Source organism: Yoonia sp. 67-2 (genome assembly GCF_035117555.1).
Lineage (GTDB): Bacteria > Pseudomonadota > Alphaproteobacteria > Rhodobacterales > Rhodobacteraceae > Yoonia.
Genome location: NZ_JAYKPK010000001.1, coordinates 431,857 through 455,870, shown reverse-complemented (window position 1 = coordinate 455,870; position 24,014 = coordinate 431,857). Strand labels below are relative to the sequence as shown.

The 24,014-nt window shown below is 58.8% G+C and carries 24 protein-coding genes; 9 read left to right on the top strand and 15 right to left on the bottom strand.

The genetic code is table 11. The annotated features are described in order from the left end of the window. Positions 1-45: 45 nt before the first annotated feature. Positions 46-1,044, bottom strand: coding sequence for a porphobilinogen synthase (hemB, locus tag VOY09_RS02330; protein WP_322892495.1), 999 nt, complete (start codon positions 1,042-1,044; stop codon positions 46-48). A gap of 121 nt (positions 1,045-1,165) precedes the next feature. On the opposite strand from hemB, the gene VOY09_RS02325 reads away from it, so the two are divergent. Beyond that, on the top strand, positions 1,166-1,690 hold the full coding sequence (locus tag VOY09_RS02325; RefSeq protein WP_322892496.1) for a hypothetical protein: 525 nt from the start codon (positions 1,166-1,168) through the stop codon (positions 1,688-1,690). Positions 1,691-1,728: 38 nt separating this feature from the next. Continuing rightward, positions 1,729-5,175, top strand: coding sequence for a transcription-repair coupling factor (gene mfd, locus VOY09_RS02320; protein ID WP_322892497.1), 3,447 nt, complete (start codon positions 1,729-1,731; stop codon positions 5,173-5,175). A 52-nt stretch (positions 5,176-5,227) separates the two neighbouring features. Here the strand turns inward: mfd and VOY09_RS02315 are convergent, their stop codons facing one another. Then, positions 5,228-6,436 (bottom strand): multidrug effflux MFS transporter, encoded by a 1,209-nt coding sequence (locus VOY09_RS02315; RefSeq protein WP_322892498.1) that lies wholly within the window; start codon positions 6,434-6,436, stop codon positions 5,228-5,230. After that, the gene (locus VOY09_RS02310) at positions 6,433-7,077 is read right to left on the bottom strand and encodes a DsbA family oxidoreductase (protein WP_322892499.1); all 645 of its coding nucleotides are present in this window, start codon (positions 7,075-7,077) and stop codon (positions 6,433-6,435) included. Before VOY09_RS02310 ends, VOY09_RS02315 begins: the two co-directional genes overlap by 4 nt. A gap of 99 nt (positions 7,078-7,176) precedes the next feature. Here VOY09_RS02310 and VOY09_RS02305 point away from each other — a divergent pair, with 99 nt between their 5' ends. Next, on the top strand, positions 7,177-7,800 hold the full coding sequence (locus VOY09_RS02305; protein WP_322892500.1) for an XRE family transcriptional regulator: 624 nt from the start codon (positions 7,177-7,179) through the stop codon (positions 7,798-7,800). 76 nt (positions 7,801-7,876) lie between these two features. Here VOY09_RS02305 and VOY09_RS02300 read toward each other — a convergent pair whose 3' ends face one another. Then, the gene (locus VOY09_RS02300; RefSeq protein WP_416236724.1) at positions 7,877-9,667 is read right to left on the bottom strand and encodes an extracellular solute-binding protein; all 1,791 of its coding nucleotides are present in this window, start codon (positions 9,665-9,667) and stop codon (positions 7,877-7,879) included. A 295-nt stretch (positions 9,668-9,962) separates the two neighbouring features. Here VOY09_RS02300 and VOY09_RS02295 point away from each other — a divergent pair, with 295 nt between their 5' ends. Both VOY09_RS02295 and VOY09_RS02290 read left to right on the top strand, forming a co-directional pair. After that, positions 9,963-10,736, top strand: coding sequence for a 3-hydroxybutyrate dehydrogenase (locus VOY09_RS02295; protein ID WP_322892502.1), 774 nt, complete (start codon positions 9,963-9,965; stop codon positions 10,734-10,736). Continuing rightward, positions 10,733-11,764 carry a patatin-like phospholipase family protein gene (locus tag VOY09_RS02290; RefSeq protein WP_322892503.1) on the top strand — a complete coding sequence of 344 codons (1,032 nt, stop codon included), beginning with the start codon at positions 10,733-10,735 and terminating at the stop codon, positions 11,762-11,764. The genes VOY09_RS02295 and VOY09_RS02290 overlap by 4 nt, the downstream gene beginning before the upstream one ends. Here VOY09_RS02290 and VOY09_RS02285 read toward each other — a convergent pair. From VOY09_RS02285 to VOY09_RS02270, 4 genes are all read right to left on the bottom strand, one after another. Further along, the gene (locus VOY09_RS02285; RefSeq protein ID WP_322892504.1) at positions 11,757-12,359 is read right to left on the bottom strand and encodes a LysE/ArgO family amino acid transporter; all 603 of its coding nucleotides are present in this window, start codon (positions 12,357-12,359) and stop codon (positions 11,757-11,759) included. The two genes, VOY09_RS02290 and VOY09_RS02285, sit on opposite strands and share 8 nt — an antisense overlap. A gap of 4 nt (positions 12,360-12,363) precedes the next feature. Beyond that, entirely contained in the window at positions 12,364-13,092 is a 729-nt protein-coding gene (locus tag VOY09_RS02280) for a DUF502 domain-containing protein (protein WP_322892505.1), read from the bottom strand. Positions 13,093-13,174: 82 nt separating this feature from the next. After that, complete coding sequence (locus tag VOY09_RS02275) at positions 13,175-14,080, bottom strand: pseudouridine-5'-phosphate glycosidase (protein WP_322892506.1); 906 nt, start codon at positions 14,078-14,080, stop codon at positions 13,175-13,177. After that, positions 14,077-14,967, bottom strand: a complete 891-nt coding sequence (locus VOY09_RS02270) for a PfkB family carbohydrate kinase (RefSeq protein WP_322892507.1) — start codon at positions 14,965-14,967, stop codon at positions 14,077-14,079. Before VOY09_RS02270 ends, VOY09_RS02275 begins: the two co-directional genes overlap by 4 nt. Before the next feature lie 108 nt (positions 14,968-15,075). On the opposite strand from VOY09_RS02270, the gene VOY09_RS02265 reads away from it, so the two are divergent. The 3 genes from VOY09_RS02265 (at position 15,076) to tsf (ending at position 17,831) form a co-directional block, all read left to right on the top strand. Further along, positions 15,076-15,954 (top strand): HupE/UreJ family protein, encoded by an 879-nt coding sequence (locus tag VOY09_RS02265; RefSeq protein WP_322892508.1) that lies wholly within the window; start codon positions 15,076-15,078, stop codon positions 15,952-15,954. A 149-nt stretch (positions 15,955-16,103) separates the two neighbouring features. Then, on the top strand, positions 16,104-16,889 hold the full coding sequence (gene rpsB / locus VOY09_RS02260; protein WP_322892509.1) for a 30S ribosomal protein S2: 786 nt from the start codon (positions 16,104-16,106) through the stop codon (positions 16,887-16,889). A 69-nt stretch (positions 16,890-16,958) separates the two neighbouring features. Then, on the top strand, positions 16,959-17,831 hold the full coding sequence (tsf, locus tag VOY09_RS02255) for a translation elongation factor Ts (protein WP_322892510.1): 873 nt from the start codon (positions 16,959-16,961) through the stop codon (positions 17,829-17,831). Positions 17,832-18,183: 352 nt separating this feature from the next. Here the strand turns inward: tsf and VOY09_RS02250 are convergent, their stop codons facing one another. From VOY09_RS02250 to VOY09_RS02235, 4 genes are all read right to left on the bottom strand, one after another. Then, entirely contained in the window at positions 18,184-18,930 is a 747-nt protein-coding gene (locus VOY09_RS02250) for a helix-turn-helix transcriptional regulator (RefSeq protein ID WP_416236725.1), read from the bottom strand. Positions 18,931-18,956: 26 nt separating this feature from the next. Next, positions 18,957-19,406: a type II 3-dehydroquinate dehydratase gene (aroQ, locus tag VOY09_RS02245; protein ID WP_322892512.1), complete on the bottom strand. Its 450-nt coding sequence runs from the start codon at positions 19,404-19,406 to the stop codon at positions 18,957-18,959. Positions 19,407-19,552: 146 nt separating this feature from the next. Further along, positions 19,553-20,260, bottom strand: a complete 708-nt coding sequence (gene phoU, locus VOY09_RS02240; protein ID WP_322892513.1) for a phosphate signaling complex protein PhoU — start codon at positions 20,258-20,260, stop codon at positions 19,553-19,555. A gap of 74 nt (positions 20,261-20,334) precedes the next feature. After that, positions 20,335-21,387 carry an ATP-binding protein gene (locus tag VOY09_RS02235; RefSeq protein ID WP_322892947.1) on the bottom strand — a complete coding sequence of 351 codons (1,053 nt, stop codon included), beginning with the start codon at positions 21,385-21,387 and terminating at the stop codon, positions 20,335-20,337. Positions 21,388-21,538: 151 nt separating this feature from the next. Here VOY09_RS02235 and VOY09_RS02230 point away from each other — a divergent pair, with 151 nt between their 5' ends. Then, entirely contained in the window at positions 21,539-21,931 is a 393-nt protein-coding gene (locus VOY09_RS02230) for a hypothetical protein (RefSeq protein WP_322892514.1), read from the top strand. On the opposite strand, the gene VOY09_RS02225 is transcribed toward VOY09_RS02230, so the two are convergent. Genes VOY09_RS02225 through VOY09_RS02215 form a run of 3 tightly spaced genes read right to left on the bottom strand, consistent with a single transcriptional unit; the run spans position 21,906 to position 23,956 of the window. Beyond that, positions 21,906-22,427 (bottom strand): gamma carbonic anhydrase family protein, encoded by a 522-nt coding sequence (locus VOY09_RS02225; protein ID WP_322892515.1) that lies wholly within the window; start codon positions 22,425-22,427, stop codon positions 21,906-21,908. The two genes, VOY09_RS02230 and VOY09_RS02225, sit on opposite strands and share 26 nt — an antisense overlap. Then, positions 22,424-23,062, bottom strand: coding sequence for a guanylate kinase (gene gmk / locus VOY09_RS02220; RefSeq protein ID WP_322892516.1), 639 nt, complete (start codon positions 23,060-23,062; stop codon positions 22,424-22,426). The genes VOY09_RS02225 and gmk overlap by 4 nt, the downstream gene beginning before the upstream one ends. A 3-nt stretch (positions 23,063-23,065) precedes the next feature. Further along, positions 23,066-23,956 (bottom strand): YicC/YloC family endoribonuclease, encoded by an 891-nt coding sequence (locus tag VOY09_RS02215; RefSeq protein ID WP_322892517.1) that lies wholly within the window; start codon positions 23,954-23,956, stop codon positions 23,066-23,068. Between the last annotated feature and the right edge of the window lie 58 nt (positions 23,957-24,014).

Here is a 24,014-nt window from a genome sequence, read left to right as displayed (position 1 = left end):
GTGTCACGCTTTTGGTGCTTGTGACGGTTAATTCGCGCCGATGCGCTAGCGTTGCAGGACCTTCGCCGCTTCGATTGCGAAATAGGTCAGGATGCCGTCGCAGCCCGCGCGTTTGAAGCCAAGCAGGCTTTCCATCATGACCTTTTCGCCGTCCAGCCAGCCATTCTGGATCGCCGCCTGCATCATCGCATATTCGCCGCTGACTTGATACGCATAGGTCGGCACGCCGAATGTGTCTTTCACCTGACGGCAGATATCGAGGTAGGGCATGCCGGGTTTGACCATGACCATATCGGCCCCTTCGGCGAGGTCGCGGGCGACAAGGCGCAACGCCTCATCCGTATTGCCGGGGTCCATCTGATAGGTTTTCTTGTCGCCGGTCAGCGCGGCAGAGGCACCGACAGCATCGCGGAACGGGCCGTAGAAGGCCGATGCATATTTCGCTGCATAGCTCAGAATCGTGACATTGTGATGCCCGGCCCCTTCCAGTGCCATGCGGATCGCTCCGATCCGCCCGTCCATCATATCCGATGGCCCAAGAATATCCGCCCCGGCATCGGCCTGCGCCAGCGCCATTTTCACCAAAGCCTCTACCGTGCGGTCATTCACGATCTCACCATTCTCGACGAAACCGTCATGGCCGTTGATGTTGTAAGGATCGAGCGCGATATCCGTCATCACGGCGATATCCGGTGCTGCATCCTTGATCGCGCGGATCGCCTGATTGGTCAGGTTGTCGGGATCCCAGGCCATGGCGCAATCTTCGGTCCGCGCCTCCATCCCGGTATAGGGAAAGATGCAGATCGCGGGGATACCCAGCGCCTGTGCCTCGACCGCGGCCTTGGCAATCCGGTCCACGGTGCGGCGCATCACGCCGGGCATGGAGGCGACGGGGGTTTCGTCATCCTTGCCATCCATCACGAAAACCGGCCAGATCAGATCATCCACCGTCAGCGTGTTCTGGCGCGACAGCGCGCGCAGGGCCGGGGTGCGGCGCATCCGGCGGAGGCGGGTGACAGGGAAAGCAGGGGTAATCGGGTGCATGACAGCTCGCCTTCATTACGGTTTTGTCATGTGGTCGCATGGATTTTCCAGCACCACAAGTCTGGGCAATCCAAGGTGCTGCGGCTATGCTCGCGCCTGACGCGTATGAAATGAGATTGCCTTGACCTTTTCCGACCTGATTTTCAGCCAGATCGACTTTCGCACATTTTCAAACATCTGGTATTGGTTGGCCGTTGCTGTGACCTGGGCAAGTGTCAGCCATTGGATCATCGGCGTGCCGTTTGACATGATTTATAACGCCCGCAGGCACGGTGGACAGGCCATGCAGGATCTGGAACAGATCACTGCCATCAATCTGCGTCGTCTGCTGACCCTGACAGGGACGCCGGGGCTGGTCCTTGCTGCGATCGCGGCGTTTTTTATCACCACTGCGGCGATGCTCGGCTTTGGCTACCGGGTGGAATGGGCGCAGGGTGTGGTCTGTCTGGCCTTGCCACTGATCTTTGTGGCCGCGTTGACACTGCGTACCTGCCGCAGCCTTGCCGCGCATGAACCAACCGGCGATGCGTTGATCAAAGCCCTGATCCGCTTGCGGTTCTGGATACAGGTCATCGCGATGAGTGCGATCTTTTTCACCGCGCTTTTGGGCATGTATATCAACCTGAGCCGGATGCAGATGTTTTGAGCAGTTGACACGCGGCTGGTGCAGGATATCTCGGCGCAATGTCTGATCGCAATCATATCATCGTCAGCGGCGCCCCCGAAGGGTTTGACGCCAGATTGATCCTCGCCGAATTGGCCAAGGGTCAGCCCGTTTTGCATGTCGCGCGCGATGACAAGAGGCTGGCAGCCGTGCAGGCAGCCTTGGCGTTTTTTGCGCCTGCGGTGCCGGTCTTTGTCTTTCCGGCGTGGGATTGCCTGCCTTATGACCGGGTGTCGCCTAATACCGATATTTCCGCAGCACGGATGGCGACTTTGGCCGCCCTTGTGCATGGGATGCCGGGGCAGTTTATCCTGCTGACGACGCTCTCTGCGGCCACGCAACGGGTGCCGGCGCGGTCCGTGCTGCGCGAGGCGGCATTTACCGCCACGGTCGGCAAACGGCTGGATGAAAGCGCCCTGCGCGCCTTTCTGGTGCGGATGGGGTTCACACAAAGCCCCAATGTGATGGAACCGGGTGATTATGCCGTGCGTGGCGGGATCATCGACATTTTCCCGCCCGGCCAATCTGGCCCGGTGCGGCTTGACCTGTTCGGCGATGTGCTGGACGCTGCGCGCCGGTTCGATCCCGCCACCCAGCGCACGGTTGAAAAGCTGAGTGAGGTGGAACTGGCCCCGGTGTCGGAGGTGATCCTCGACGAAGCGTCAATCACAAGGTTCCGGCAGAATTATCGGATCGAATTCGGGGCGGCGGGGTCGGATGATCCGCTTTATGAGGCCGTCAGCGCGGGCCGTAAACATGCGGGCGTGGAACATTGGCTGGGCTTTTTTCAGGATAATCTGGAAACCTTGTTCGATTATCTGCCAAAGACCACGATCACGCTGGATGACCAGATCGGCCCGCAGCGTCTGGCGCGGTGGGAATCGATCTCTGACCAGTATGGCACGCGGATGCATGCGCTGACGCAAAAGGGGCGAATGGATTCGGTCTATAAGCCCGCGCCGCCGCAATTGCTGTATCTTGATGATGCGGCTTGGACCAAAGCCGTCGCCGACCATCGTGTCATGCAATTTTCGCCGCATAAGCAGTCCACCGGCCCCGGTGTGATTGACGCAGGCGGACGGATGGGCCGCAGTTTCGCGCCTGAGCGCCAGCAGGAAAACCTGAGCCTGTTCGGTGCTTTGGCGAGCCATATCAAGGCGCGCAGCGCTGTAGGTCCGGTGGTGGTCGCGTCTTATTCCGAAGGCGCGCGGGATCGGCTGGAAGGCTTGATCGAGGATGAAGGGGTGGGGGAAACCATCCTTGTCACCGACTTTTCCCGCATCGGCAAAACCGGTGTCTATCTGGCGGTCTGGCCTTTGGATCAAGGGTTTGAATCCCCCGGGCTGACCGTGATTTCCGAACAGGATGTGCTGGGCGACCGGTTGATCCGCAGCACCAAACGCAAACGCCGCGCCGATAACTTCCTGTCCGAGGCCAACAGCCTGACCCCCGGCGATCTGGTGGTCCATGTCGATCACGGCGTCGGGCGGTTTCAGGGGATGGAGGTGGTCACGGCGCTGGGGGCCGCGCATGAGTGCCTGCTGATTGAATATGCAGAGGAGTCAAAGCTCTATCTGCCTGTCGAAAACATTGAACTTTTATCGAAATATGGCCATGAGACAGGCCTTCTCGACAAACTCGGCGGCGGCGCGTGGCAGGCGAAAAAGGCCAAGCTGAAAGAACGCATCCGCCAGATCGCGGAACGGCTGATCCGGGTTGCCGCCGAACGCGCCTTGCGCAAAGCGCCGGTGCTGGAACCCGAAAGCGGGTTGTGGGATCAGTTTCTGGCGCGCTTTCCCTATGCCGAAACCGATGACCAATTGTCGGCGATTGATGATGTGCTGACCGATCTGGGCTCTGGTCAGCCGATGGACCGGCTGATCTGTGGCGATGTCGGTTTCGGCAAGACCGAGGTGGCGATCCGCGCTGCCTTCGTCGCCGCGATGGCCGGTGTGCAGGTGGCAATTGTGGCCCCGACGACTTTGCTGGCGCGGCAGCATTACCAGAGTTTTGCCGAAAGGTTCCGGGGGTTCCCGGTGAACGTGCGGCCTTTGTCGCGGTTCGTTTCGGCCAAGGATGCCGCCCTGACCCGTGACGGGATCACCAAAGGCACGGTGGATATCGTCATTGGCACCCATGCCTTGCTGGCGAAATCTGTGCGGTTCAAGAACCTTGGCCTGTTGATCATTGATGAAGAACAGAAATTCGGCGTGCAGCACAAGGAACGGCTGAAACAACTGCGCACCGATGTCCATGTTCTGACCCTGACCGCGACGCCGATTCCGCGTACCTTGCAACTGTCGCTGTCAGGTGTGCGCGATCTGTCGGTCATCGGCACGCCGCCGATCGACCGGCTGGCGATCCGCACTTATGTCAGTGAATTCGACACGATCACCGTGCGTGAGGCTTTGCTGCGCGAACATTATCGCGGCGGGCAGAGCTTTATCGTCGTCCCCCGGATCACCGATATGGATGAGATGGAGGCGTTTCTGCGCGATGAGGTCCCCGAGGTCAGCTATATCAGCGCCACCGGGCAGATGGCGGCGGGGGAACTCGACGACCGGATGAACGCTTTTTATGACGGTAAATATGACGTGCTGCTGGCGACGACGATTGTGGAATCGGGGCTGGATATCCCGACCGCCAATACGATGATCGTCTGGCGCGCGGATATGTTCGGGCTGTCGCAGCTCTATCAGATCCGGGGCAGGGTGGGCCGGTCCAAGACGCGGGCCTATGCCTATCTGACGACGAAACCCCGCCAGAAACTGACCGATTCCGCGCAGAAACGGCTGCGGGTGCTGGGATCGATTGACAGCCTTGGTGCGGGGTTCATGCTGGCGTCACAAGACCTCGACATTCGCGGTGCGGGCAATTTGCTGGGTGAAGAACAATCCGGGCAGATGCGTGAAGTTGGCTATGAGCTCTATCAGCAGATGCTGGAAGATCAGATCATGGCGATCCGGTCCGGTCAGGCTGAAGGCATCATAGATGACGGGCAATGGGCGCCGCAGATCAATCTGGGCGTGCCGGTGCTGATCCCCGAAGATTACGTGCCTGATCTGGATGTGCGTCTGGGCCTCTATCGTCGCCTGTCCAACCTGACGACAAAGGTCGAACTGGAAGGCTTTGCCGCTGAATTGATCGACCGTTTCGGCACTTTGCCGCGTGAGGTGAACACGCTGATGCTGGTCGTGCGGATCAAGGCGATGTGCAAGAAGGCGGGCATCAGCCAGCTGGATGCGGGCCCGAAGGGCGCGACAATCCGGTTCCACAATGACAAATTCGCCTCGCCCGCCGGGCTGGTGGATTTCATCAATGACCAGCGTGGCTTGGCCAAGGTCAGGGATAACAAGATCGTCGTGCAGCGCGATTGGGCTAAGGAACGTGACAAGATCCAAGGGGCCTTTGCCATCGCGCGGGATCTGGCGGGGAAGCTGGCGCAGGAAACGAAAAAAGCAGGGTGAACCCTGCTTTTTCCGGCCTCCGGCGGGGATATTTAGGCTCTGACGATGTTGATCAGGTTTCGCCAGGGCGTTTGATCTTGGTGGTCAGCCAAAGTGCGAGGCTGGCACCGACCAGCGCACCAATCGCCATCGGCATCGGTGTGCCATCGAACATCAGCGCGATGGGTGCGGCGATGATGACTGCACCCACGGTGCTGATGGCCGCGATGATCGAGGCGGCAAGGCCGGCGATATGGCCCATTTCTTCCATCGCCAGCGCGTTGAGGTTCCCAATGGTCAGCCCAGCCTGAAAGAAATTGCCGGTAACCCAGATCACATAGGTGCCGAAGGCCAGCCAATAGGGGCCGTCGGCGGCGGTGATCACGATCATCGCGACGGTAAGGCCGATCTGGATTGTCAGCATTGCTTTGATGATCGCGCGCATCCCCAGTTTCATCACCAAGGTCGCGTTCAGCACGCTGGCCGAGGCGGCGAAAATCGCGATACCGCCGAACCAGTAATGGAAATATTCGCCTTGGCCGAAGGTGATGTCAAAGACCTGCTGGGTCGAGGACAGGACCATGAACAGGATCGCGAAGACCAGCGTTTGCACCATGATCGACAGACGTGCCGTGCGATGCGCGAACATCTGGCCGGTGGCGCTTGCCAAGGCCTTGATGCTGAGCGGGCGGCGGTTTTCCGGGGTCAACGTCTCTGGCTGGCGAACCAGCAACCAAAGCAGGGTCGCGACCGAAAACAGCATGAAGGCCGCAAAGATCGCGCGCCAGCCAAAGCCAAGGATGATGAAATGGCCCAAGGTCGGGGCCAGCGCCGGGACCAGCGCGAAAACTGCCATGACAAAGGACATTATCCGCGCCATGTCGCGGCCTTCGTAAAGGTCACGCACCAGCGCGATGGCGACCACCCGTGGACCGGCAGCACCCAGCCCCATCAACACGCGGGCGAAGAGCATCATTTCCAATGATTGCGCTGCCCAGGCCATGCCGCAGGCGATGACATAGACAATCGCGCCACCGACCATCACAGGTTTGCGTCCGAAAGCATCCGACAAAGGCCCGGTGAACAAGGTGCCGAAACCCATGCCCAGCACGAAGCTGGTGATGATCAGCTGCGCATTGTTGAGGTTGCTGGGGCTCAGCGTCGCGCCGATTTCGGGCAGAGCGGGCAACATCGCGTCAATGGAAAAGGCGACTGTGGCGACAAGCATCGCCATCATGGCGATGAATTCGGTCTGGCCGAGCTTTTGTGTGGGGGCGATCATTCTGACTCTCCGACTTGCGCGATGATGTCGCTGATGACTTTGACCCAAAGGTCAGGTGGCTGTGCGCCGGGCACGGCATGTTGATTGGCGACAACAAAAGTCGGCACCGAAGTGATCCCCATTTCACGGCTATGTGCGTCACGCGCGCGGATATCAGCCGTGTCGGAATCGGATTCGAGCAGGCGGGTGATCAGCGCGGCATCCATCTCGGCGCTATCCGCGATATCGGCAAGCACGTCGTCACGACCAATGTCGCGGCCTTCGACGAAATAGGCTTTGAACAACAGGTCCACGACGAAACTCTGTCGCGCCTCGATGCCCGCCCAATGGATCAGACGATGGGCATTGATCGTGTTGGGGACGATTTTCATCGCTTCAAAATTGATCGTGACACCGGCCTTTTCGGCGTGTTCTGCAACAGGCACATAGGCTTTGGCCGCAGCCTCCTTGCTGCCGAACTTGCTTTCCATATAGGTTTTCCGGTCGATCCCGCCTGCTGGCATGTCCGGGTTCAACTGAAACGGGTGCCATTCCACGGTGAACGGATGGTCAGGGAATTGTGCCAATGCCCGGTCCAGATTGGCCTTGCCGATATAGCACCAGGGGCAGATCGGGTCAGAAATAATGTCAAGTTTGACCATGAAAAGGCCCCCTGTCAGCTATGGCATGTAAAGATGCCGCAGGCCTATCCCTGACCCGTGTCAGTTGCAAGATCGCGCGGCGCTGCTTAAAGAAATGTCATGTCTGATATTGATCCGCGCAACCTGATCCGCATCGCCCATGAAAATGGCGCGAGTTCTATGGCACAACCTCTCGACCTTGGGGCGCGGGTGCGGGAATTGCGCAAGGCGCGGGATTGGACGCTGGAACAGGCGGCGCGACAGGCGGGGCTGGCACGCTCGACCCTGTCAAAAATTGAAAACGGGCAGATGTCGCCGACCTATGATGCGTTGAAAAAGCTCGCCGTGGGTCTGGGGATTTCGGTGCCGCAATTGTTTACCCCGCCGTCCAAGGGGCAGGTCAATGGTCGGATGGCGGTGACCCGCGACGGTGACGAAACGGTGCAGATCACAACGACCTATGAACATGCGCTACTGGCCGAGGCGTTGAGTGCCAAGAAAATGCTGCCTTACCGCGCCCGGGTGCGTGCCCGCAGCATGGAGGAATTCGACGGCTGGGTCCGCCATGATGGCGAGGAATTTCTCTATGTCCTGACCGGACAGATCCGGCTGTATACCGAATTTTATGAGCCGATTGAATTGAAGCGCGGCGACAGCGCCTATTATGACGCGGCAATGGGGCATAATGTTGTGTCACTGAGCGCCGAGGATGCGACGATCCTTTGGGTCACGTCGCTTTCTTAACTTTTACGCCTCCGGCGGGAGTATTTTGGGAAATAAGAAGCTGAAAAGGCCCAGCATTGATCCGGGCCTTTTTGCTTTAGTCTTCATACCACCAGGCATCGGGTTGCCAGCCGGGCCAGTCGCCAAAGATCGGCAGGGTCTCGGGGTAGCGCAATTCCTTGGCATGCGCGATCCGGCTGATGTTCCATTGATAGATCGGGATCACATAGCGCCCAGCGGTCAGGATTCGGTCCAGCGCTTGCACCGTCGCAACAAAGTCCTCTTCGCTTTCGGACGTCAGCAGGCGGTTGATCATGGCATCCACCGCGGGGGATTTGATGCCCATCACATTCCGCCCACCGGGTTGGTCGGCGGCTTCAGAGCCGAAATAGCTATATTGTTCATTGCCGGGTGAAAGCGAAACCGCGACGCGGTAGAAGGTCATGTCGAAATCATAGGCATCGACGCGTTCCTTGTATTGCGCGCCATCGGCGACCGCGACTGTCGGGGTGATCCCGATCCGGCCAAGCGCCTGGCGATACATGTCGATGATCGCCTGATTTTCGGAACTGCCCTGTTCGAGCAGGATCTCGAACGTGAAGGCATTGCCTGCCTCATCGCGCAAGACACCGTCCTGTACATTCCAGCCTGCCTCTGCCATCTGGTCCAGTGCCGCGCGGGTGCCGGCGCGGTTCCGCTCTGACCCGTCGCCGGTGGGCAGGCTGTAACCTTCGATCGTGCCGGGGGTCAGATCAGCGGCGAAAGGTTCCAGAAATTCCAGCACGCGCCCCGTCGCGGGGCCGTGGTCTGTCGCTAGCGGGGAATTCGACCAGTAAGATGTGATCCGCGGCTGCGCCGATCCGGTCATCGCCTCATTGATAAAATCGAAGTTGAACGCATGGATCAGCGCATCACGCACCCGCCAATCAGCGAATTGCGCGCGGCGGCTGTTCATCACGAAACCCGTCATGCCCGATGGGCGTTCATGGCCCAGCACCGACATCACGACATCGCCATCGCGGGCGGCAGGGAAATCATATTGGGTTTCCCAGCGGGCGACGTTGAATTCGCGGTTGGTATTGACCTCCAGCGTCTTGAACGCCTCGAATGCGGCGGTTTCGTCGCCGAAGAATTCGATACGGACCTCGTCGAAATTATGCTGGCCGCGCTGGAAGGGCACATCAGCGCCCCAGTAATCGGGGTTGCGGCGCAGGCTGATGGACCGACCGGCATCGAAACTCTCGATCACATATGGGGCAGAGGTGATCGGCACGATATCCAGCGTGCTGTCCGCGAAATCCACGCCGTCCCATTGCGCCTTTTTCAGGATCGGGCGCATCCCGGCGATCAGCGCCAATTCGCGATCCTCGGTGTTGAAGGTGAAGCGGACAGAGCGGTCGCCGGTCTGTTCCATGCTCTCGACCCGCGTCCAGAAGCCAAGGTAGCGGGGATGGCCGATGGTGCCCAAAGTCTCGTAGGACCACATCACATCTTCGACGGTGACCGGGCTGCCATCGGAAAACCGCGCCTCTGGCCGCAGTGTGAATTCGACCCATTCCCGGTTCGGTCCGGTCTCAATCGATTCGGCCAGAAGCCCGTACAAGGTGAAAGGTTCGTCCAACGAGCGCGCCATCAGACTTTCGCCGACAAAGTAGCGCAATTGCCACGACACCGACCCTTTCAGGATGAACGGATTGAGGCTGTCATAGCCCCCCACCTCGGACGTGACGATGCGCCCGCCTTTGGGCGCTTCGGCGTTGATATAGGGCAGGGACACAAAATCAGGTGGCAGTGCAGGATCGCCATACATAGCTATGCCATGCTGAGGCTGGGCATGGACCAGACCGCCCGTGGCGAGAACTGCAATCGCGGTGCGGCAAATTGCCATCAGCCCGCCAAGATAAGATGCCATTTTTGTGATGTCCCCGTCAGATTTTTGATTTGCTTTCCACCACCGTAAAGATGGTTTTGAGCCTTTTCAAACTTTTAGCTTGGAGCCGGGCGACAGATTGCTTATAACAGGGGCACTGCTCGATAGGTTTCTTGCCTGTATGAAACCTGCCTCAATAACTTCACGCCCGCCTTGTGCGGGCGTTTTTTTATGGGCGATTCCGGCAGACAGGTGACCTTTGCAATTGCAGCATATAGGGTGAGTCGCAAAGCGACATCACAAGGAGCCTGACATGCAGCTTAAAGGTAAAACCGCCGTCATCACCGGATCAACCTCTGGCATCGGGCTGGGGATCGCGCGCGAACTGGCCAAAGCGGGCGCGAATGTGGTGCTGAATTCCTTTACGGATAGTAAAGAAGACCATGCCCGCGCCGCGGAAATCGCTGATGTGACAGGAGTCGAGGCGAAATATGTGCAGGCCGATATGTCCAAAGGCGACGATTGTCGCCGGTTGATCGTGGCTTCCGGGGGCTGCGACATTCTGGTGAACAATGCCGGTATTCAGCATGTGGCACCGATTCAGGATTTCGATCCCAAGAAATGGGATGCGATCATCGCGATCAATCTGTCATCGGCGTTTCACACAACTGCGGCAGCCGTCACTGGCATGCGTGAACGCGGCTGGGGACGAATCATCAATATCTCCTCCGCGCATGGCCTGACCGCCTCGCCCTATAAATCCGCCTATGTCGCGGCCAAGCACGGGATTATGGGCCTGACCAAGACCGTGGGTCTGGAAACCGCGAAAGACCCGATCACCTGCAATGCGATATGTCCCGGCTATGTGCTGACCCCATTGGTCGAGGCGCAGATCCCTGACACGATGAAAGAATACGGCATGTCGCGCGAAGAGGTGTTGGAAAAGGTTCTGCTGGAACGGCAACCATCCAAACAATTCGCCACGGTCGAGGAATTGGGCGGCACGGCGGTGTTCCTCTGTTCTGACGCAGCAGCCCAGATCACCGGCACATCGATTTCTGTCGATGGGGGCTGGACCGCGCAATGAAGCGGATCAATCTGGCCCTGCAAGGCGGCGGCGCGCATGGCGCCTTCACCTGGGGCGTGCTGGATGTGCTGCTGGCGGATGAAGAGGTTAAGATTGCAGCGATCTCTGGCACCTCGGCGGGGGCGCTGAACGCGGCGGCGCTGAAATCAGGCTATGTCCGCAACGGGCGCGACGGCGCGCGCGAAAATCTCGATTGGCTCTGGGGGCAGGTGGGTGCGGTCACCGATGACAGCATGTCGGATTGGGTATCGGCGCTGACACCATCCGCTGCGATGCTGGCCAAGGCGATGAAATATTCGCCCGCCTATGCGATGATGGACATGACCACGCGGATGTTGTCGCCCTATGTTTATGGGCCTTTGATGCGGAACCCGCTGGAGAACATTGTCAGCAAGTTCGAATATGACGCAGTTTGTGCGACCCATGGGCCGGATCTGCATATCTGTGCGACCAATGTGCGGTCAGGCAAGATCCGGGTATTTTCAGGGGATGAGATTTCATCCGATGTCATCATGGCCTCGGCCTGTCTGCCGACCCTGTTTCAGGCGGTGGAATTTACCGATCCGAAAACCGGCAAGTCAGAGGCGTTCTGGGATGGTGGCTATGCTGGAAACCCCGCACTTTATCCGCTGTTTAACAAAGACTTGCCAGACGATATTCTGGTCGTGAACATCAACCCGCTGTATCGCGAAGAATTGCCCACCGATGTGCAGGCGATCCAGAACCGGATTAATGAGATCAGTTTCAACTCTTCCTTGCTGCGCGAACTCCGCGCCATCGCCTTTGTCAAACGGCTGATCGCGGATGGATCGCTGACATCTGGCACGATGAAGGATGTCATCGTGCATATGATCTCGGACGATGTGTTGATGAACGAACTCAATGTCGCGACCAAGACGATCCCGCAGGCGGTGGTTTTGGCGCGGCTGAAAGAGGCCGGGCAGGCCGCGGCAAAGGCATTTCTGAAAAATCACAAAGCTGATCTGAACGTCAAAAGCACCATCGATCTGGCGGCGATGTTCAACTGATCAGTTTGATCGCCAAGGCCCACATCACAACGCCGATCAGCACATCAAGCCTGCGCCATGCGCTGGCCGATTGCATCACCGGTGCAAGCAAGCGGGCGCCATAGCCGAGGCTGAAGAAGAACGTATAGGACGCCAGCACCGCGCCGACTCCAAAGGCGGTTTTCAGTGCCGTGTCAGTGTATTGGGTGGAGACCGCGCCCACCAATCCCAAAGTGTCCAGATAGACATGGGGATTAAGCCAGGTGAAAGCAGCGCCGGTTGCCAGCACTGTCCAAAGCCCGGCAGATTGGCCCGCCAATTGCATCGTGTAATCACCCGTTACAGCAGCTTTGAACCGCAACGCGCCGTAGACAAACAAAAACGCTGCACCACCCCAGGCCATGATCTGCGGAAAAGACGGGTAGAGCGTGACGATATAGCCAAACCCCAACACACCCGCCGTGATCAGCACGGCATCGGATGTGGCGCAAAGCAGGCACAGCCAGAACACATGCTGCCGCGCCAGCCCTTGCCGCAAAACGAAAGCATTCTGCGCCCCAATCGCCAATATCAACGCAAATCCGGTCGCAAAGCCGGTGACACCCGCACTCAACATAAACTTACTCCGTCGGCGGGGGGAGGTCAGCGACGGCCTTGTTGCTGGGGTAAACCAACCCGGCAGAAATCACCAGTTTGGCGGCATCTTCGATGGACATATCCAGCTCGATAATTTCACTGCGCGGCAGGAACATCAGAAAGCCAGATGTCGGGTTCGGCGTGGTCGGCATGAAGACAGTGACAATGGTTTCGCCGTTCGACACTTTTGCCGCGATCTCTCCCTTGGCGTCGGTCGAGACAAAGGCGATGGCCCACATGCCCTTGCGCGGATATTCCACCAGACAGGCGGTGTCGAAGGATGTCTCGCGTTGCGAAAACACGGTTTCGGCAATCTGTTTTGCGGCATTATAGACCGAGCGGACCACGGGCATCCGGTCCACCATGCGTTCGCCCATCGCCAGAAATGACCGCCCGATCAGGCCTTTACCCAGCCAGCCGATGATGATGGTGAAGACGAGAAAGATCACCACACCGACACCGCGCACATTGACGGTGATTTCATTGCCCGGCGTGCGGCCAAGCAGGCGGTTTACCAAGGGCTCGGGATGGTAATAATTCGGCACAAAGGGCCAGACCCAGCTATCGACCCAGCCGACCACCGTCCAGATCAGCCAGAAGGTCAGCCCAATCGGCGCGACGATGATCAGACCGGCCAGAAAATTGCCCCGCAACCGGGCCATCACACTGGGGCGGGTCCGGCGTTTGGGATCTTTGATGACAGGGTCAGACATAGGCGGCATCCGGCTAAAACAACAGCTCCAGACGTAAGGTCGCATTCGCGCCGCAGCAAGCCGGATAATCCCTTGGCGGGGTTTATTTTATCATCGCCAGCGCGATCTTGGCTGCCAGCCGCGCATTGTTGCGCACAAGCGCGATATTGGCGGTCAGGGACCGGCCTTCGGTCAGCGCGAAAATCCGGTCGAGCAGGAAAGGTGTCACCGCCTTGGCGCTGATGTTCTGCGCCTCCGCCTCGGCCAAAGCCTGCGCGATGATCGGGGCGAGGGTTTCTGCCGCGATCTGATCTGCCTGCGGTATCGGGTTGGTGACCAATTGCCCACCGGGCAGGCCCATCGCCACGCGCATCTGATGGCTTGCCGCGATCTGGGCCGCATCATCCATCCGCAACGGCGCAGGCATGTCGGAGGCAGCAGACCAGAAGGCGGGAATACTGTCCTGATCATAAACGATCACTGGCACGCCAAGCGTTTCCAGTACTTCAAAGGTTTTCGGCAGATCAAGGATCGCCTTGGCACCGGCGCAGACCACGGTCACCGGCGTCAGCGCCAGTTCCTGCAAATCGGCGGAAATATCGAAACTTAGTTCCGCACCCTGATGCACGCCACCGATGCCACCCGTGGCAAAGACATGAATCCCCGCCAGATGCGATGCGATCATCGTCGCCGCAACGGTGGTCGCACCAGTGCCACCCATGGCGATACAGGCGGCCAGATCAGCGCGCGACAGTTTCGCGACATGCTGCGCCTGACCCAAAGCATCAAGTTCCGCCGGTTCCAGCCCGATATGCAGCGTCCCGTTCATCACGGCAATCGTCGCAGGCACGGCCCCGGCATCGCGCAGATCCTGTTCGACCAGACGCGCGGTTTCCACGTTTTGCGGAAACGGCATGCCATGGGTGATGATCGTGCTTTCCAATGCCACAATCGCGCGGCCATTGGCGCGGGCTTCGGCGACTTCGGCGGAATAGGTGATGGGGATCATGGTATTTCTCCTGAAACATAGGTGGCCGCGGCCTGACAGGCGCGCTGCAAAGCATCGGCGCGGGTCATCCCTTGCGTCTCTGACGCGATATGGGCGGCCATGAATGTATCGCCCGCGCCGGTCACACGGGTGACCATGACGGCAGGCGGGGTTTGGGTGATGATATCGCTGCCTGTCGCCTCTGACGCGGATTTGCCGCCATCGGTGACCAAGGCGCGCCGCGCACCACGCGCGATCAGGCCAGCGGCGGCCTGCGCCGAAGAGGCGAATTCCGTCTGGCAGAGCAACCCGGCCTCTTCCAAATTCACATAAAGCGTCGCGGAGGGATGCCCGAGCAGCGCCAGCAACCGTTCCGCCTTGCCCGGTGACGCGGGCGCCACGCGCAGATCGGCATTGCGGAACAATGGCGAGGTGGCTATTTCGCGCAGCAATTCTACCGTCAGATTGCCATCCAACGCCACAGGACCGGACCACGGGCTGTCCAGTGATCCCAAAGCACCGCTCGCCAAAGGGCGCAGGATTTTATCGCCTGCGGCCTCCAGTGAATGGGCATCGGCAATTGCGGCGATCAGACCGTTTGCGCCTTCGATGGCCATATAAACATCGGTCGGTAAATCCTCGGACCGGTAAACATGATCGCAGACCAGCCCTATCGCCGTCGCGGCAGCGATCAGTTCATCACCCTCCACATCGCGTCCTATATTGGTCAACAGGGCAGGGATCATGGCAAAGCGGCGCAACGTCATCGCGATATTCATCGCGACACCACCCGGCAGGCGGGTGATCCGCCCCGGCACGTCCGATCCCACACGCATATGGCTGGGCGCGCGCCCGATCACGTCCCACAGGACCGAACCGATGCACAGGATATCAGGCTGATGTGTCATGCCGCGCTTCTGCCTCGAAGTACGGGCAAGAGCAAGGCCCGTCCCTTCGACGTTGACACGGGCCAGCCGCACCTTACCCTTGGCAAGGTATTTACAGAAAGCGCGCCTATGATCGTGTCTCTTCCCAAACTGCCGGTCTGGATCAGCGCTGCGCTGCTGTGGCCGGTCACGCCGCTGATCGCGCAAGAGCCGGTGAATGATACCGCAATTGTCGAAAACACAGATTTGTCCGACGCCCCTGTCACGGCATGGGGCAGCGTTCTGCAAATGCTGCCACAGGGGTTTGAAAACATCCTGCCGGGTGGGCCGGTGCATATCCTGTTCGTGCTGGCCCTGCTTTTCCTGAGCAGGCGAAGCGGGCCGCTGATCTGGCAGCTTGGTCTATTCGCACTGGGTTATATCAGCGCGCTGACGCTGGGCGCCTACGGGATCATCAGCATATCGCCGCAGGTCGTCTTTCCGCTAATGGCGGTATCTGTCGTGATCCTTGCTATCGATAATATCTTTGGCAAAGTTTTCGGCATGCGGCGTGTCATCCTTGTCTTCGGGCTGGCGCTGATCCACGGCTTTGGCCTTGCCAATGGATTTGACGCATCAGTGCCTGCGATCCTGCCTGCGCTGGTCGGCTATATTATCGGGATCGAGATGGCCTTGCTGTTGGTCGCAGCCATCGTCGGGATCAGTATCTGGGAAGCAATCCGCGTCGATCAGGGCGTCAATGAGGTGCTGCAAAGCTATGCGATCTACGGCGTGCTTGCCGCAGCCGCACTGGCGCTGATCGCACTGAACCCGCCGTTTTTGGTGGCTATCCTGCACCAACCTATCTGGGTCTTTGCCGCACCGCTGACAGCGCTCTTTGCGCTGTGCGCTTTGTCCGTCACGATGCGGGACCGGATCGATGCCTATCATCACATTGTGGCCGTGCCAGTCTCAGCCGCGATGATCGGGCTCTGCCTCTATTGGTGGCTGGCACCGATCCTGCTCTGACCCCTTGCGCGCCACAGCACAGGCGTCTATAGCGCCCTCACTTAATCCCGCAAGCGGGGGCGGGTGTGCTGGGGAGAAATCCCAGACCATCCACCGGTTGGCCAACAGGCTGATCCCCCGCTGAGGCTGAAACCGGAAAGGAAACGACCATGGCTCTTCCAGAGTTCTCCATGCGTCAGCTTTTGGAAGCTGGCGTTCACTTTGGCCACCAGACGGCGCGCTGGAACCCCAAGATGGGTCAATACATCTATGGGTCGCGCAACGGCATCCATATCATGGACTTGACCCAGACTGTGCCATTGCTGGATCAGGCGCTGCAAGTCATCCGTGACACTGTCGCCAAAGGCGGCCGCGTTCTGTTCGTCGGCACCAAGCGTCAGGCACAGACACCGATCATGGAAGCTGCTGAAAAATCGGCCCAATTCTACATGAACCACCGCTGGCTCGGTGGCACACTGACCAACTGGCAGACCGTGTCGCAGTCGATCAACCGCCTAAAGGCGATTGATGAGGCATCGGCCAACGGCTTCGCTGGCCTGACCAAGAAAGAACGTCTTGGCATGGAACGCGAGCAGGGCAAATTGCAGGCATCGCTCGGCGGTATCCGCGAAATGGGCGGCGTGCCGGATCTGATGTTCGTCATTGACGTCAACAAAGAAGACCTCGCCATCGCCGAAGCCAACAAGCTGGGCATCCCCGTTGTGGCTGTGGTTGACACCAATTGTTCGCCTGCGGGCATTGATTATGTCATCCCCGGCAATGACGACGCGGCCCGTGCGATCGCGCTTTACACCGATCTGGCCGCCCGTGCTGCCCTTGACGGTATGACAGCGCAGCTTGGCGCTGCTGGCGTTGATATGGGTGCGATGGAAAATTACGCCGAAGAAACGCTGGCGCAAGAGGCCGCAAGCGCAGCTGAAGCCGCCAACGCGTAAAAGCGTCACAAAACTTTAGGGCAGGGGCGTTATGCCCCGCCTGACCCATTCCGTTAAAGGAGATTTAACATGGCAATCACCGCTGCAATGGTGAAAGACCTGCGCGACAGCACAGGCGCAGGCATGATGGACGCCAAAAAGGCGCTGACCGAAACCGATGGCAATATGGAAGCCGCCGTTGACTGGCTGCGCACCAAGGGCCTTGCGAAAGCCGCGAAAAAGGCGGGCCGCACCGCCGCCGAAGGTCTGGTGGCCGTCGCTGTGAAAGACGGTAAAGGGATCGCTGTCGAAGTGAACTCTGAAACCGATTTCGTTGCGAAAAACAGCGATTTCCAGAATATGGTCCAGAAGATCGCAAACGTTGCATTGACTGTTGATGATGTCGATGCGCTGAAAGCGGCTGATCTGAATGGCAAATCCGTCGAACAGACCGTGACAGACACTGTCGCCGTGATCGGTGAAAACATGTCCGTGCGCCGTATGGCAACGCTGACTGGCGGATCGGTAGTGACTTACGTCCACAATGCTGCAGCACCAAACATGGGCAACATCGGTGTTCTGGTCGCAATGAATGGCGATAACGAAACATTCGGCCGTCAGGTCGCGATGCATATCGCAGCAGCCAACCCATCGGCTTTGTCAGAAGCTGACCTTGATCCAGCAATGGTTGAAAAGGAAAAGCAGGTTCAGATCGATATCGCCCGCGAATCCGGCAAGCCTGATGCGGTGATCGAAAAGATGATCGTCGGTCGCATGCAGAAATACATGGCCGAAGTCACCTTGCTGAACCAGCAATTCGTCGTGAACCCGGACCTGACCGTGGCGGCTGCGGCTGCCGAAGCTGGCGTCGAGATCACCGGCTATGTGCGTCTGGAAGTCGGCGACGGTATCGAAGTCGAAAAAGAAGATTTCGCCGCAGAAGTCGCCAAACTGAACGGTTGATATCAACAAAATGCAAAGAGCGGCGCGCAGCAATGCGGGCCGTTTTTTTATTGTCGCTGACCGCTGCACGGCACCGCCACAGGAAGATAAAGGGCGGTGCCGCTGTGATCTGGATTGATCCAATTCTTTTGGACAAGAAAATCAATCCAGACCAGCATTCCCCCCCGCATCGGCAGCCAAAATCTGCCGCATCAAGGGAACCGGTCTCCCGGATTCCAGCAAGTCCCCGGAAATACAAGGACCTGCCAGCAGCCCCGCAAGTCGAGTTTCCTGCGGCGCTTACACAACATAGACACAACCATTGCGAACCTGTAGTCAGGTTATCCTGACTTTTACGTGTCTTTTCGTGTGATCATGGCTCAATGCGGCTGGGCTTGTTCTCAACCTGATACATCTGGTTGTAAAACGCGGCCTTCAGCACGGCCTGTGCTGTGGTCGCGACATCCAGCGCATCGCGCGCCAGCCGCAAATGTTTCTCTACTGTCGCCGGGGTCAGGCCCAGCAGCACCGCGATATCCTGAGTGGTCTTGCCATCACCGACCCATTGCAGCACCTCGCGCTGACGGTTGGTCAATTGTCGCATACCGCAAAGGGGCAGGGTCAGCAGTTTCAGATGCATGACATTGTTCATGACGGTGATTTCATCGCCATGCGCCGCCCAGACCTGCTCGACCTGATCCTGGGTGATGCCTGGCGCGGCTGTCAGCGCGATCGCACCTTTGGTCCGTTCCGACAGGGACCGGAAACTGATCGTATAGCCCGCCGTCACCTGCATCGAGCGGTTAAAGGCAAGCACCCGTCGTTCACTGGGTGTCAGATTTTCGACACAGGTCATATTCATCATCCAGCGCCAGCTACAGGCACCGTCATTGGCCATGGCCCATTTGATCATCGGGGCTTGAAAATACAGCCCTTCATCGAAAAACACCTTCATATATTCAGGGGTCTGGGTCGACAGCAAAACCCAATCCTGCCGGTTGCCCAAAGATTGCGGCGTCATATAGCGGGTATAGCCGTACATGATCCGGTCAAAACCAAAGCCCGCCATTTTATCGACATGCATGGCCCACAGATCTTCGACGCTGCCGGCATTTGTCATCCGGTCCAGATGGGCAACGAAATCCTTCACGCCGTAGCAGTACCCAGATAGTTGACCAATGCCTCCATCGCGAGCGGATAGCCCGCCGCACCAAAACCGCAGATTTGGCCGATAGCGACAGGGGCGATAAAGGATTTATGCCTGAAGGTTTCACGCGCGTGGATATTGGACAGGTGCAGTTCCACCACAGGCAACATGATCGACGACACCGCATCCATCAGCGCGACCGATGTATGGGTATAAGCGCCGGCATTCAGGATCACACCGTCATGCACACCGCGCGCATTATGCAATGTGTCGATCAGCACGCCTTCATGATTGGATTGCAGGAAGGTCAGAGTGACACCAAGCGCATCTGCCTTAGCCATGCACAGGTTTTCGATATCTTTCAATGTCGTAGGACCGTAAACTTCGGGCTGGCGCGTGCCAAGCAGATTGAGGTTCGGGCCGTTCAGGATCAGGATATGATGTTGCATAGGGGTTTTGTACCATCATTCAACCAATCCTATAAAGGAAAATGATCAGTGGCATGTACTCGAAACGTGATCAGTATATAATTAACATAATACTGATTATGCGCCTTATGGATTGATAGTCTAACTGCACCAAACCACGCCCTGCCTTAGCGCGGATGCGTCACGAATGATGTGCGGTCGCCCTTGGGCCGTGCCTCATCCGGCATCTCGCCAGTGACCAGATAGATCACCTGTTCGGCCATATTGGTCGTCAGATCGCCCATCCGTTCGATATTCTTGGCCATGAAATGCAGATGCATGCAGGCCGTGATGTTACGCGGGTCTTCCATCATGAAGGTCAGAAATTCGCGGAACAAAGCATTATACATCTGATCGACTTCGTGATCGCGCTGGCGCACATCCTCGGCCAGTTCCGCGTCACCGCGCACATAGGCGTCGAGCGTGTCTTTCAGCATCCCTTCCACCTCGCGCGCCATGCGGCGCAAGGCGGTGTCCGATCCGCTGACCGGCTGCATCTCGACCAGAACAGAGGTGCGTTTCGCAATGTTCTTGGCGTAATCGCCGATCCGTTCCAGTGATGCCGCCAGCCGCAGCACGGTCAGGATCGCGCGCAGATCCTTGGACACCGGCGCGCGCAGCGCAATCGTACGCGCAGCCTCTTCGTTGATCTGCTCTTCCAGATCATCGATGGCCTGATCAGCGTTGCGGACTTCTTCGGCCAGTTCGACATCGCGTTCCGCCAGCGACCGCGCCGCTTTCAAAATCGCATCTTCGACCAGACCACCCATCTTGACGATCAGCGTCGTGATCTGTTCCAGATCACGGTCATAAGCGGATGAGATATGGTCGGTCATCGCAATCTCCTGTCAGGGCTGGCCCCGAGAATAGCATGGTTCGTCGTCGCCAGTGTGGCACGGACGTAACAATTTTATGACAAAGGTGCCACCGGCAAAAAGACGGAGACAGTCGTGCCCTGCCCCAATTCGCTTTCGATCAATAAACGCCCACGGTGCCGGTTGATGATATGTTTGACAATCGCCAGACCCAACCCGGTGCCGCCCACCTCGCGCGACCGGTGGCTGTCGACGCGGTAGAACCGTTCGGTCAGCCGCGCGATATGGTGGGCGGCGATCCCGTCGCCTTTGTCGGCCACGCGGATCTGCACGCCCTGCCCGCGCAGCCGCAGATGATTGACGGGTTCTTCCAGCGTGATACGCAATTCTTTGCCGCTGGCCCCATATTTGATCCCGTTTTCGATCAGATTGCTGAAAACCTGGGTCAATTGCCCCGCATCCCCGGGCACATGCATCGTGTCGCGCTTCAGATCAAGCTGCACGGCGACATCCGCCGCCGCCGCCTGCGGTTCCAGCCCTTTGATCACCGAGGCCAGCAAAGCCCCCAGTTCGACCTGTTCGCGCGGACGGACGCGTTCATCTTCCTCTACCCGGCTCAGCGACAGCAGATCATCCACCAGCCGGGTCATCCGGTTCGCCTCATGCGCCATGATGCCCAGAAACCGCGCCCGTGCTGCCGCATCATCGCGCGCCGCCCCGCTGAGCGTTTCGATAAACCCCAAAAGCGCGGTCAGCGGCGTGCGCAATTCATGGCTGACATTGGCCACAAAGTCGCGGCGCATCTTGCCGACATCTTCCGCCGCGCTCTGATCCTCGAATGACAGCACGACATCGCCATCAGCCTGTGCCACCAGCACCTGAAACGGCGTATCCTTGTCACGTTCGCGCGTGACAAAGCGCACATTCATCTTGGTGCCTGTCTGGCGGACCGTGGCAATCGCATCGATCACCGCCGGCTGGCGCAAGGCCGTGATATGGTGCTTGCCGATCAGATCCCCGCCCAGAAGCGCCTCCAGCGGTTGATTCGTTGCACGGATACGGTCATCGGGCCCGATCACCAGCACGGGCATCGGGATAGCATCGATCAGGTTCAGGATACGTTCAGTGGACACAGCAGTCCCTTTCATCAGGCGCAGGCGGATAAGTGGTGCTTTCAAGTCTCACAGGCAAGACCAAATTGTCGCGGGGGAATTAACCACTACTCTCGAATTGAATTCACCGTTAACGTTTACGAAACGATAACCAGTATTTGTGTCTTATATGGCGGCGCGACGTGACATGCATAAGATCAGTTTCGCCAAAGGTCCGGCAGAGGCAAAAATTGTGAAAGTATTGGTCGTGGGCGATGTCGCCCGTTGGAAACAACTTGGCCGCCTGCGCGATGACCTGTCCGGCTTCTGCTTTGTCGATATGGGTGAGCTTGATCATCAAAAGATCAAACAAATCGCCCCCGATCTGATCATTTCACCGCTGGTTGCCACAGGATTTGATGCTGTGGATGTCGCCAGACGTCTGCGCGCTGCGGCCTTTGCCGGGCGCTATTGTGCCGTTGTCGATGACGTGCCCAATCCAGAGATTATCCGGCAAGAGATCAGATCGATTGCCCCGGAACTGGATTTCGATCTGCTGGTTTTCCCGCGCAATGCTAATGCGGCCGCAGGTTCTGGCTGAACCGCAGCGCATTTTTCTGATAATGCAAGGCCGAGGCTTTGAGCCGCGCAATCGCCTGATCATCCAACTCGCGGATGATCTTGCCCGGCGCGCCCATGACCAGTGACCCGTCGGGAATCACCTTGCCTTCGGTGATCAGCGCCCCTGCCCCGATCAGGCAGTTTTCGCCGATCACAGCGCCGTTCAGCACAATCGCCCCCATCCCGATCAGTGAATTGGCCCCAATCGTGCAGCCATGCAGCATCACCTTATGGCCAATCGTGCAGCCCGCCCCAATTGTCAGCGGAAAACCCATATCGGTATGCAGCACGCAGTTTTCCTGAATATTGCTGCCTGCGCCCACGTGGATCGTTTCATTGTCACCGCGCAGCGTGCTGCCGAACCAGATCGATGCCTGCGCCGCGACCACGACACGTCCGATCACGTGACAGCCGGGGGCAACCCAGGCGTCAGCAGCGATTTCGGGTTCCAGATCACCAAGGGCGTAAAGGCTCATATCAACTCTCCGAACTGGGTTTGCAGGGCGCGGACATGGTCCACCAATTGCGGTTGCTGGCTGCGGCGCAGCCGTTCGGCGCTGATGATGGTTTTCAGCGCCGCTTCGGTCGCGTCGATATTGTCATTGATCAGCACATAATCATAGCCGTCCCAATGGCTGATCTCGTCCCAGCTTTTCTGCATCCGCTTTTCGATCACCTCGGGTGCGTCCTGCCCGCGGCTGACCAGACGGCGATGCAATTCGGGGATAGATGGCGGCAGGATGAAGATCGACAGCACATGCGGGCTGAGGGATGAATTGCTGATCTGCTGTGCGCCCTGCCAGTCGATGTCGAACAGCACGTCGCGCCCGGCCTCGATGGCATGCTGCACCGGGGCTTTGGGCGATCCGTAATAATTGCCAAAGACCAGCGCATGTTCCAGCATTTCGCCATCCGCAACCTGCGTCTGAAAGTCTTCGGTGCTGACAAAATAATATTCGCGCCCATCCTCTTCACCGATGCGCGGCGCGCGTGTCGTGGCCGAAACGGAAAACCGCAGGCTGTCATCCCAGACCCGCAACCGCCCGGCCAGCGTCGATTTCCCCGCGCCCGATGGCGAGGATAGGATGATCAAAAGGCCGCGTCGTTGCATGGTTTACTCCACATTCTGGATTTGTTCGCGCATCTGTTCGATCACGGCCTTCAGATCAAGCCCGATCGCCGTCAGAGTGCTGGATTGCGCCTTGGCGCATAAGGTATTGGCTTCGCGGTTGAATTCCTGTGCCAGAAAATCAAGCTTGCGGCCTGCAGGTTTGTCCTGCGCCAGCAGATCGCGCGCTGCCGCGACATGCGCATGCAGGCGGTCGATTTCTTCGGTCACGTCCGATTTTACAGCGATCAGGGCAAGTTCTTGCGCCACACGTGCTGGGTCGGCCCCCTCGACATTGTCCATCACACGGGCCAGCGCGCCTTGCAGCGTTACGCGCTGCGCAGGCGCGCGATCTGCTGCCGCCTTGGCGGCCTGTGCAGTCAGATCGGCGATCCGGGTCAGATGGCCGGTGATCAGGGCCAGCATCGCCGCGCCTTCGCTGGCGCGCATCGCGGTGAAATCCGCCAGAAGTGCTGTGAAATCCTGCGCCAGGCTCTGGACAAGCGCTGCATCATCACCCTGCGCCCCACTGCCGACCAAGACGCCACGCTGCGCCAGCACATCCGCCGCCGTGGGCTGGCCCAGGGTCACGCCCATCGCAAAGGCGCGTTCCTGCACCTGATCAAGCGCTTGCAAGACTGCCGTCAATGCACCCTCATCCAGCCGCAGCGCGCTGCCACCCTCATCGCGGGTCAACCGCAGCGCCACAGTGATACTGCCGCGCGTCAGAGCGCCCTGCAACGCGGCCCGCACAGCCTGTTCCAGACCGTCCAGCCCGTCAGGCAGGCGCAGCCGCAGGTCAAGACCGCGCCCATTGACGCCGCGCATATCCCGCACCCATGACACTGGCCCCAGATCACCGGTGCGGCTGGCAAATGCGGTCATGGAATGGATCATCGCGGGCCTCTTGCTTGGGTCTGCCCGCACCTAAGGGAAAACCCGGCCTTGGGGCAAC

What these genes read in the sequence shown, in the direction of transcription:
- VOY09_RS02225 (WP_322892515.1), bottom strand. Translation starts at nt 22,427, where the DNA reads ATGAGCCTTTACGCCCTTGGTGATCTGGAACCCGAAATCGCTGCTGAC.
- rpsB (WP_322892509.1), top strand. Translation starts at nt 16,104, where the DNA reads ATGGCTCTTCCAGAGTTCTCCATGCGTCAGCTTTTGGAAGCTGGCGTT.
- VOY09_RS02300 (WP_416236724.1), bottom strand. Translation starts at nt 9,667, where the DNA reads ATGGCAATTTGCCGCACCGCGATTGCAGTTCTCGCCACGGGCGGTCTG.
- VOY09_RS02290 (WP_322892503.1), top strand. Translation starts at nt 10,733, where the DNA reads ATGAAGCGGATCAATCTGGCCCTGCAAGGCGGCGGCGCGCATGGCGCC.
- VOY09_RS02270 (WP_322892507.1), bottom strand. Translation starts at nt 14,967, where the DNA reads ATGACACATCAGCCTGATATCCTGTGCATCGGTTCGGTCCTGTGGGAC.
- aroQ (WP_322892512.1), bottom strand. Translation starts at nt 19,406, where the DNA reads ATGCAACATCATATCCTGATCCTGAACGGCCCGAACCTCAATCTGCTT.
- VOY09_RS02230 (WP_322892514.1), top strand. Translation starts at nt 21,539, where the DNA reads ATGCATAAGATCAGTTTCGCCAAAGGTCCGGCAGAGGCAAAAATTGTG.
- VOY09_RS02280 (WP_322892505.1), bottom strand. Translation starts at nt 13,092, where the DNA reads ATGTCTGACCCTGTCATCAAAGATCCCAAACGCCGGACCCGCCCCAGT.
- VOY09_RS02310 (WP_322892499.1), bottom strand. Translation starts at nt 7,077, where the DNA reads ATGGTCAAACTTGACATTATTTCTGACCCGATCTGCCCCTGGTGCTAT.
- VOY09_RS02295 (WP_322892502.1), top strand. Translation starts at nt 9,963, where the DNA reads ATGCAGCTTAAAGGTAAAACCGCCGTCATCACCGGATCAACCTCTGGC.
- VOY09_RS02275 (WP_322892506.1), bottom strand. Translation starts at nt 14,080, where the DNA reads ATGATCCCCATCACCTATTCCGCCGAAGTCGCCGAAGCCCGCGCCAAT.
- VOY09_RS02250 (WP_416236725.1), bottom strand. Translation starts at nt 18,930, where the DNA reads ATGACAAATGCCGGCAGCGTCGAAGATCTGTGGGCCATGCATGTCGAT.
- VOY09_RS02265 (WP_322892508.1), top strand. Translation starts at nt 15,076, where the DNA reads ATGATCGTGTCTCTTCCCAAACTGCCGGTCTGGATCAGCGCTGCGCTG.
- VOY09_RS02305 (WP_322892500.1), top strand. Translation starts at nt 7,177, where the DNA reads ATGTCTGATATTGATCCGCGCAACCTGATCCGCATCGCCCATGAAAAT.
- tsf (WP_322892510.1), top strand. Translation starts at nt 16,959, where the DNA reads ATGGCAATCACCGCTGCAATGGTGAAAGACCTGCGCGACAGCACAGGC.
- mfd (WP_322892497.1), top strand. Translation starts at nt 1,729, where the DNA reads ATGTCTGATCGCAATCATATCATCGTCAGCGGCGCCCCCGAAGGGTTT.
- VOY09_RS02235 (WP_322892947.1), bottom strand. Translation starts at nt 21,387, where the DNA reads ATGAAAGGGACTGCTGTGTCCACTGAACGTATCCTGAACCTGATCGAT.
- VOY09_RS02215 (WP_322892517.1), bottom strand. Translation starts at nt 23,956, where the DNA reads ATGATCCATTCCATGACCGCATTTGCCAGCCGCACCGGTGATCTGGGG.
- gmk (WP_322892516.1), bottom strand. Translation starts at nt 23,062, where the DNA reads ATGCAACGACGCGGCCTTTTGATCATCCTATCCTCGCCATCGGGCGCG.
- VOY09_RS02315 (WP_322892498.1), bottom strand. Translation starts at nt 6,436, where the DNA reads ATGATCGCCCCCACACAAAAGCTCGGCCAGACCGAATTCATCGCCATG.
- hemB (WP_322892495.1), bottom strand. Translation starts at nt 1,044, where the DNA reads ATGCACCCGATTACCCCTGCTTTCCCTGTCACCCGCCTCCGCCGGATG.
- phoU (WP_322892513.1), bottom strand. Translation starts at nt 20,260, where the DNA reads ATGACCGACCATATCTCATCCGCTTATGACCGTGATCTGGAACAGATC.
- VOY09_RS02285 (WP_322892504.1), bottom strand. Translation starts at nt 12,359, where the DNA reads ATGTTGAGTGCGGGTGTCACCGGCTTTGCGACCGGATTTGCGTTGATA.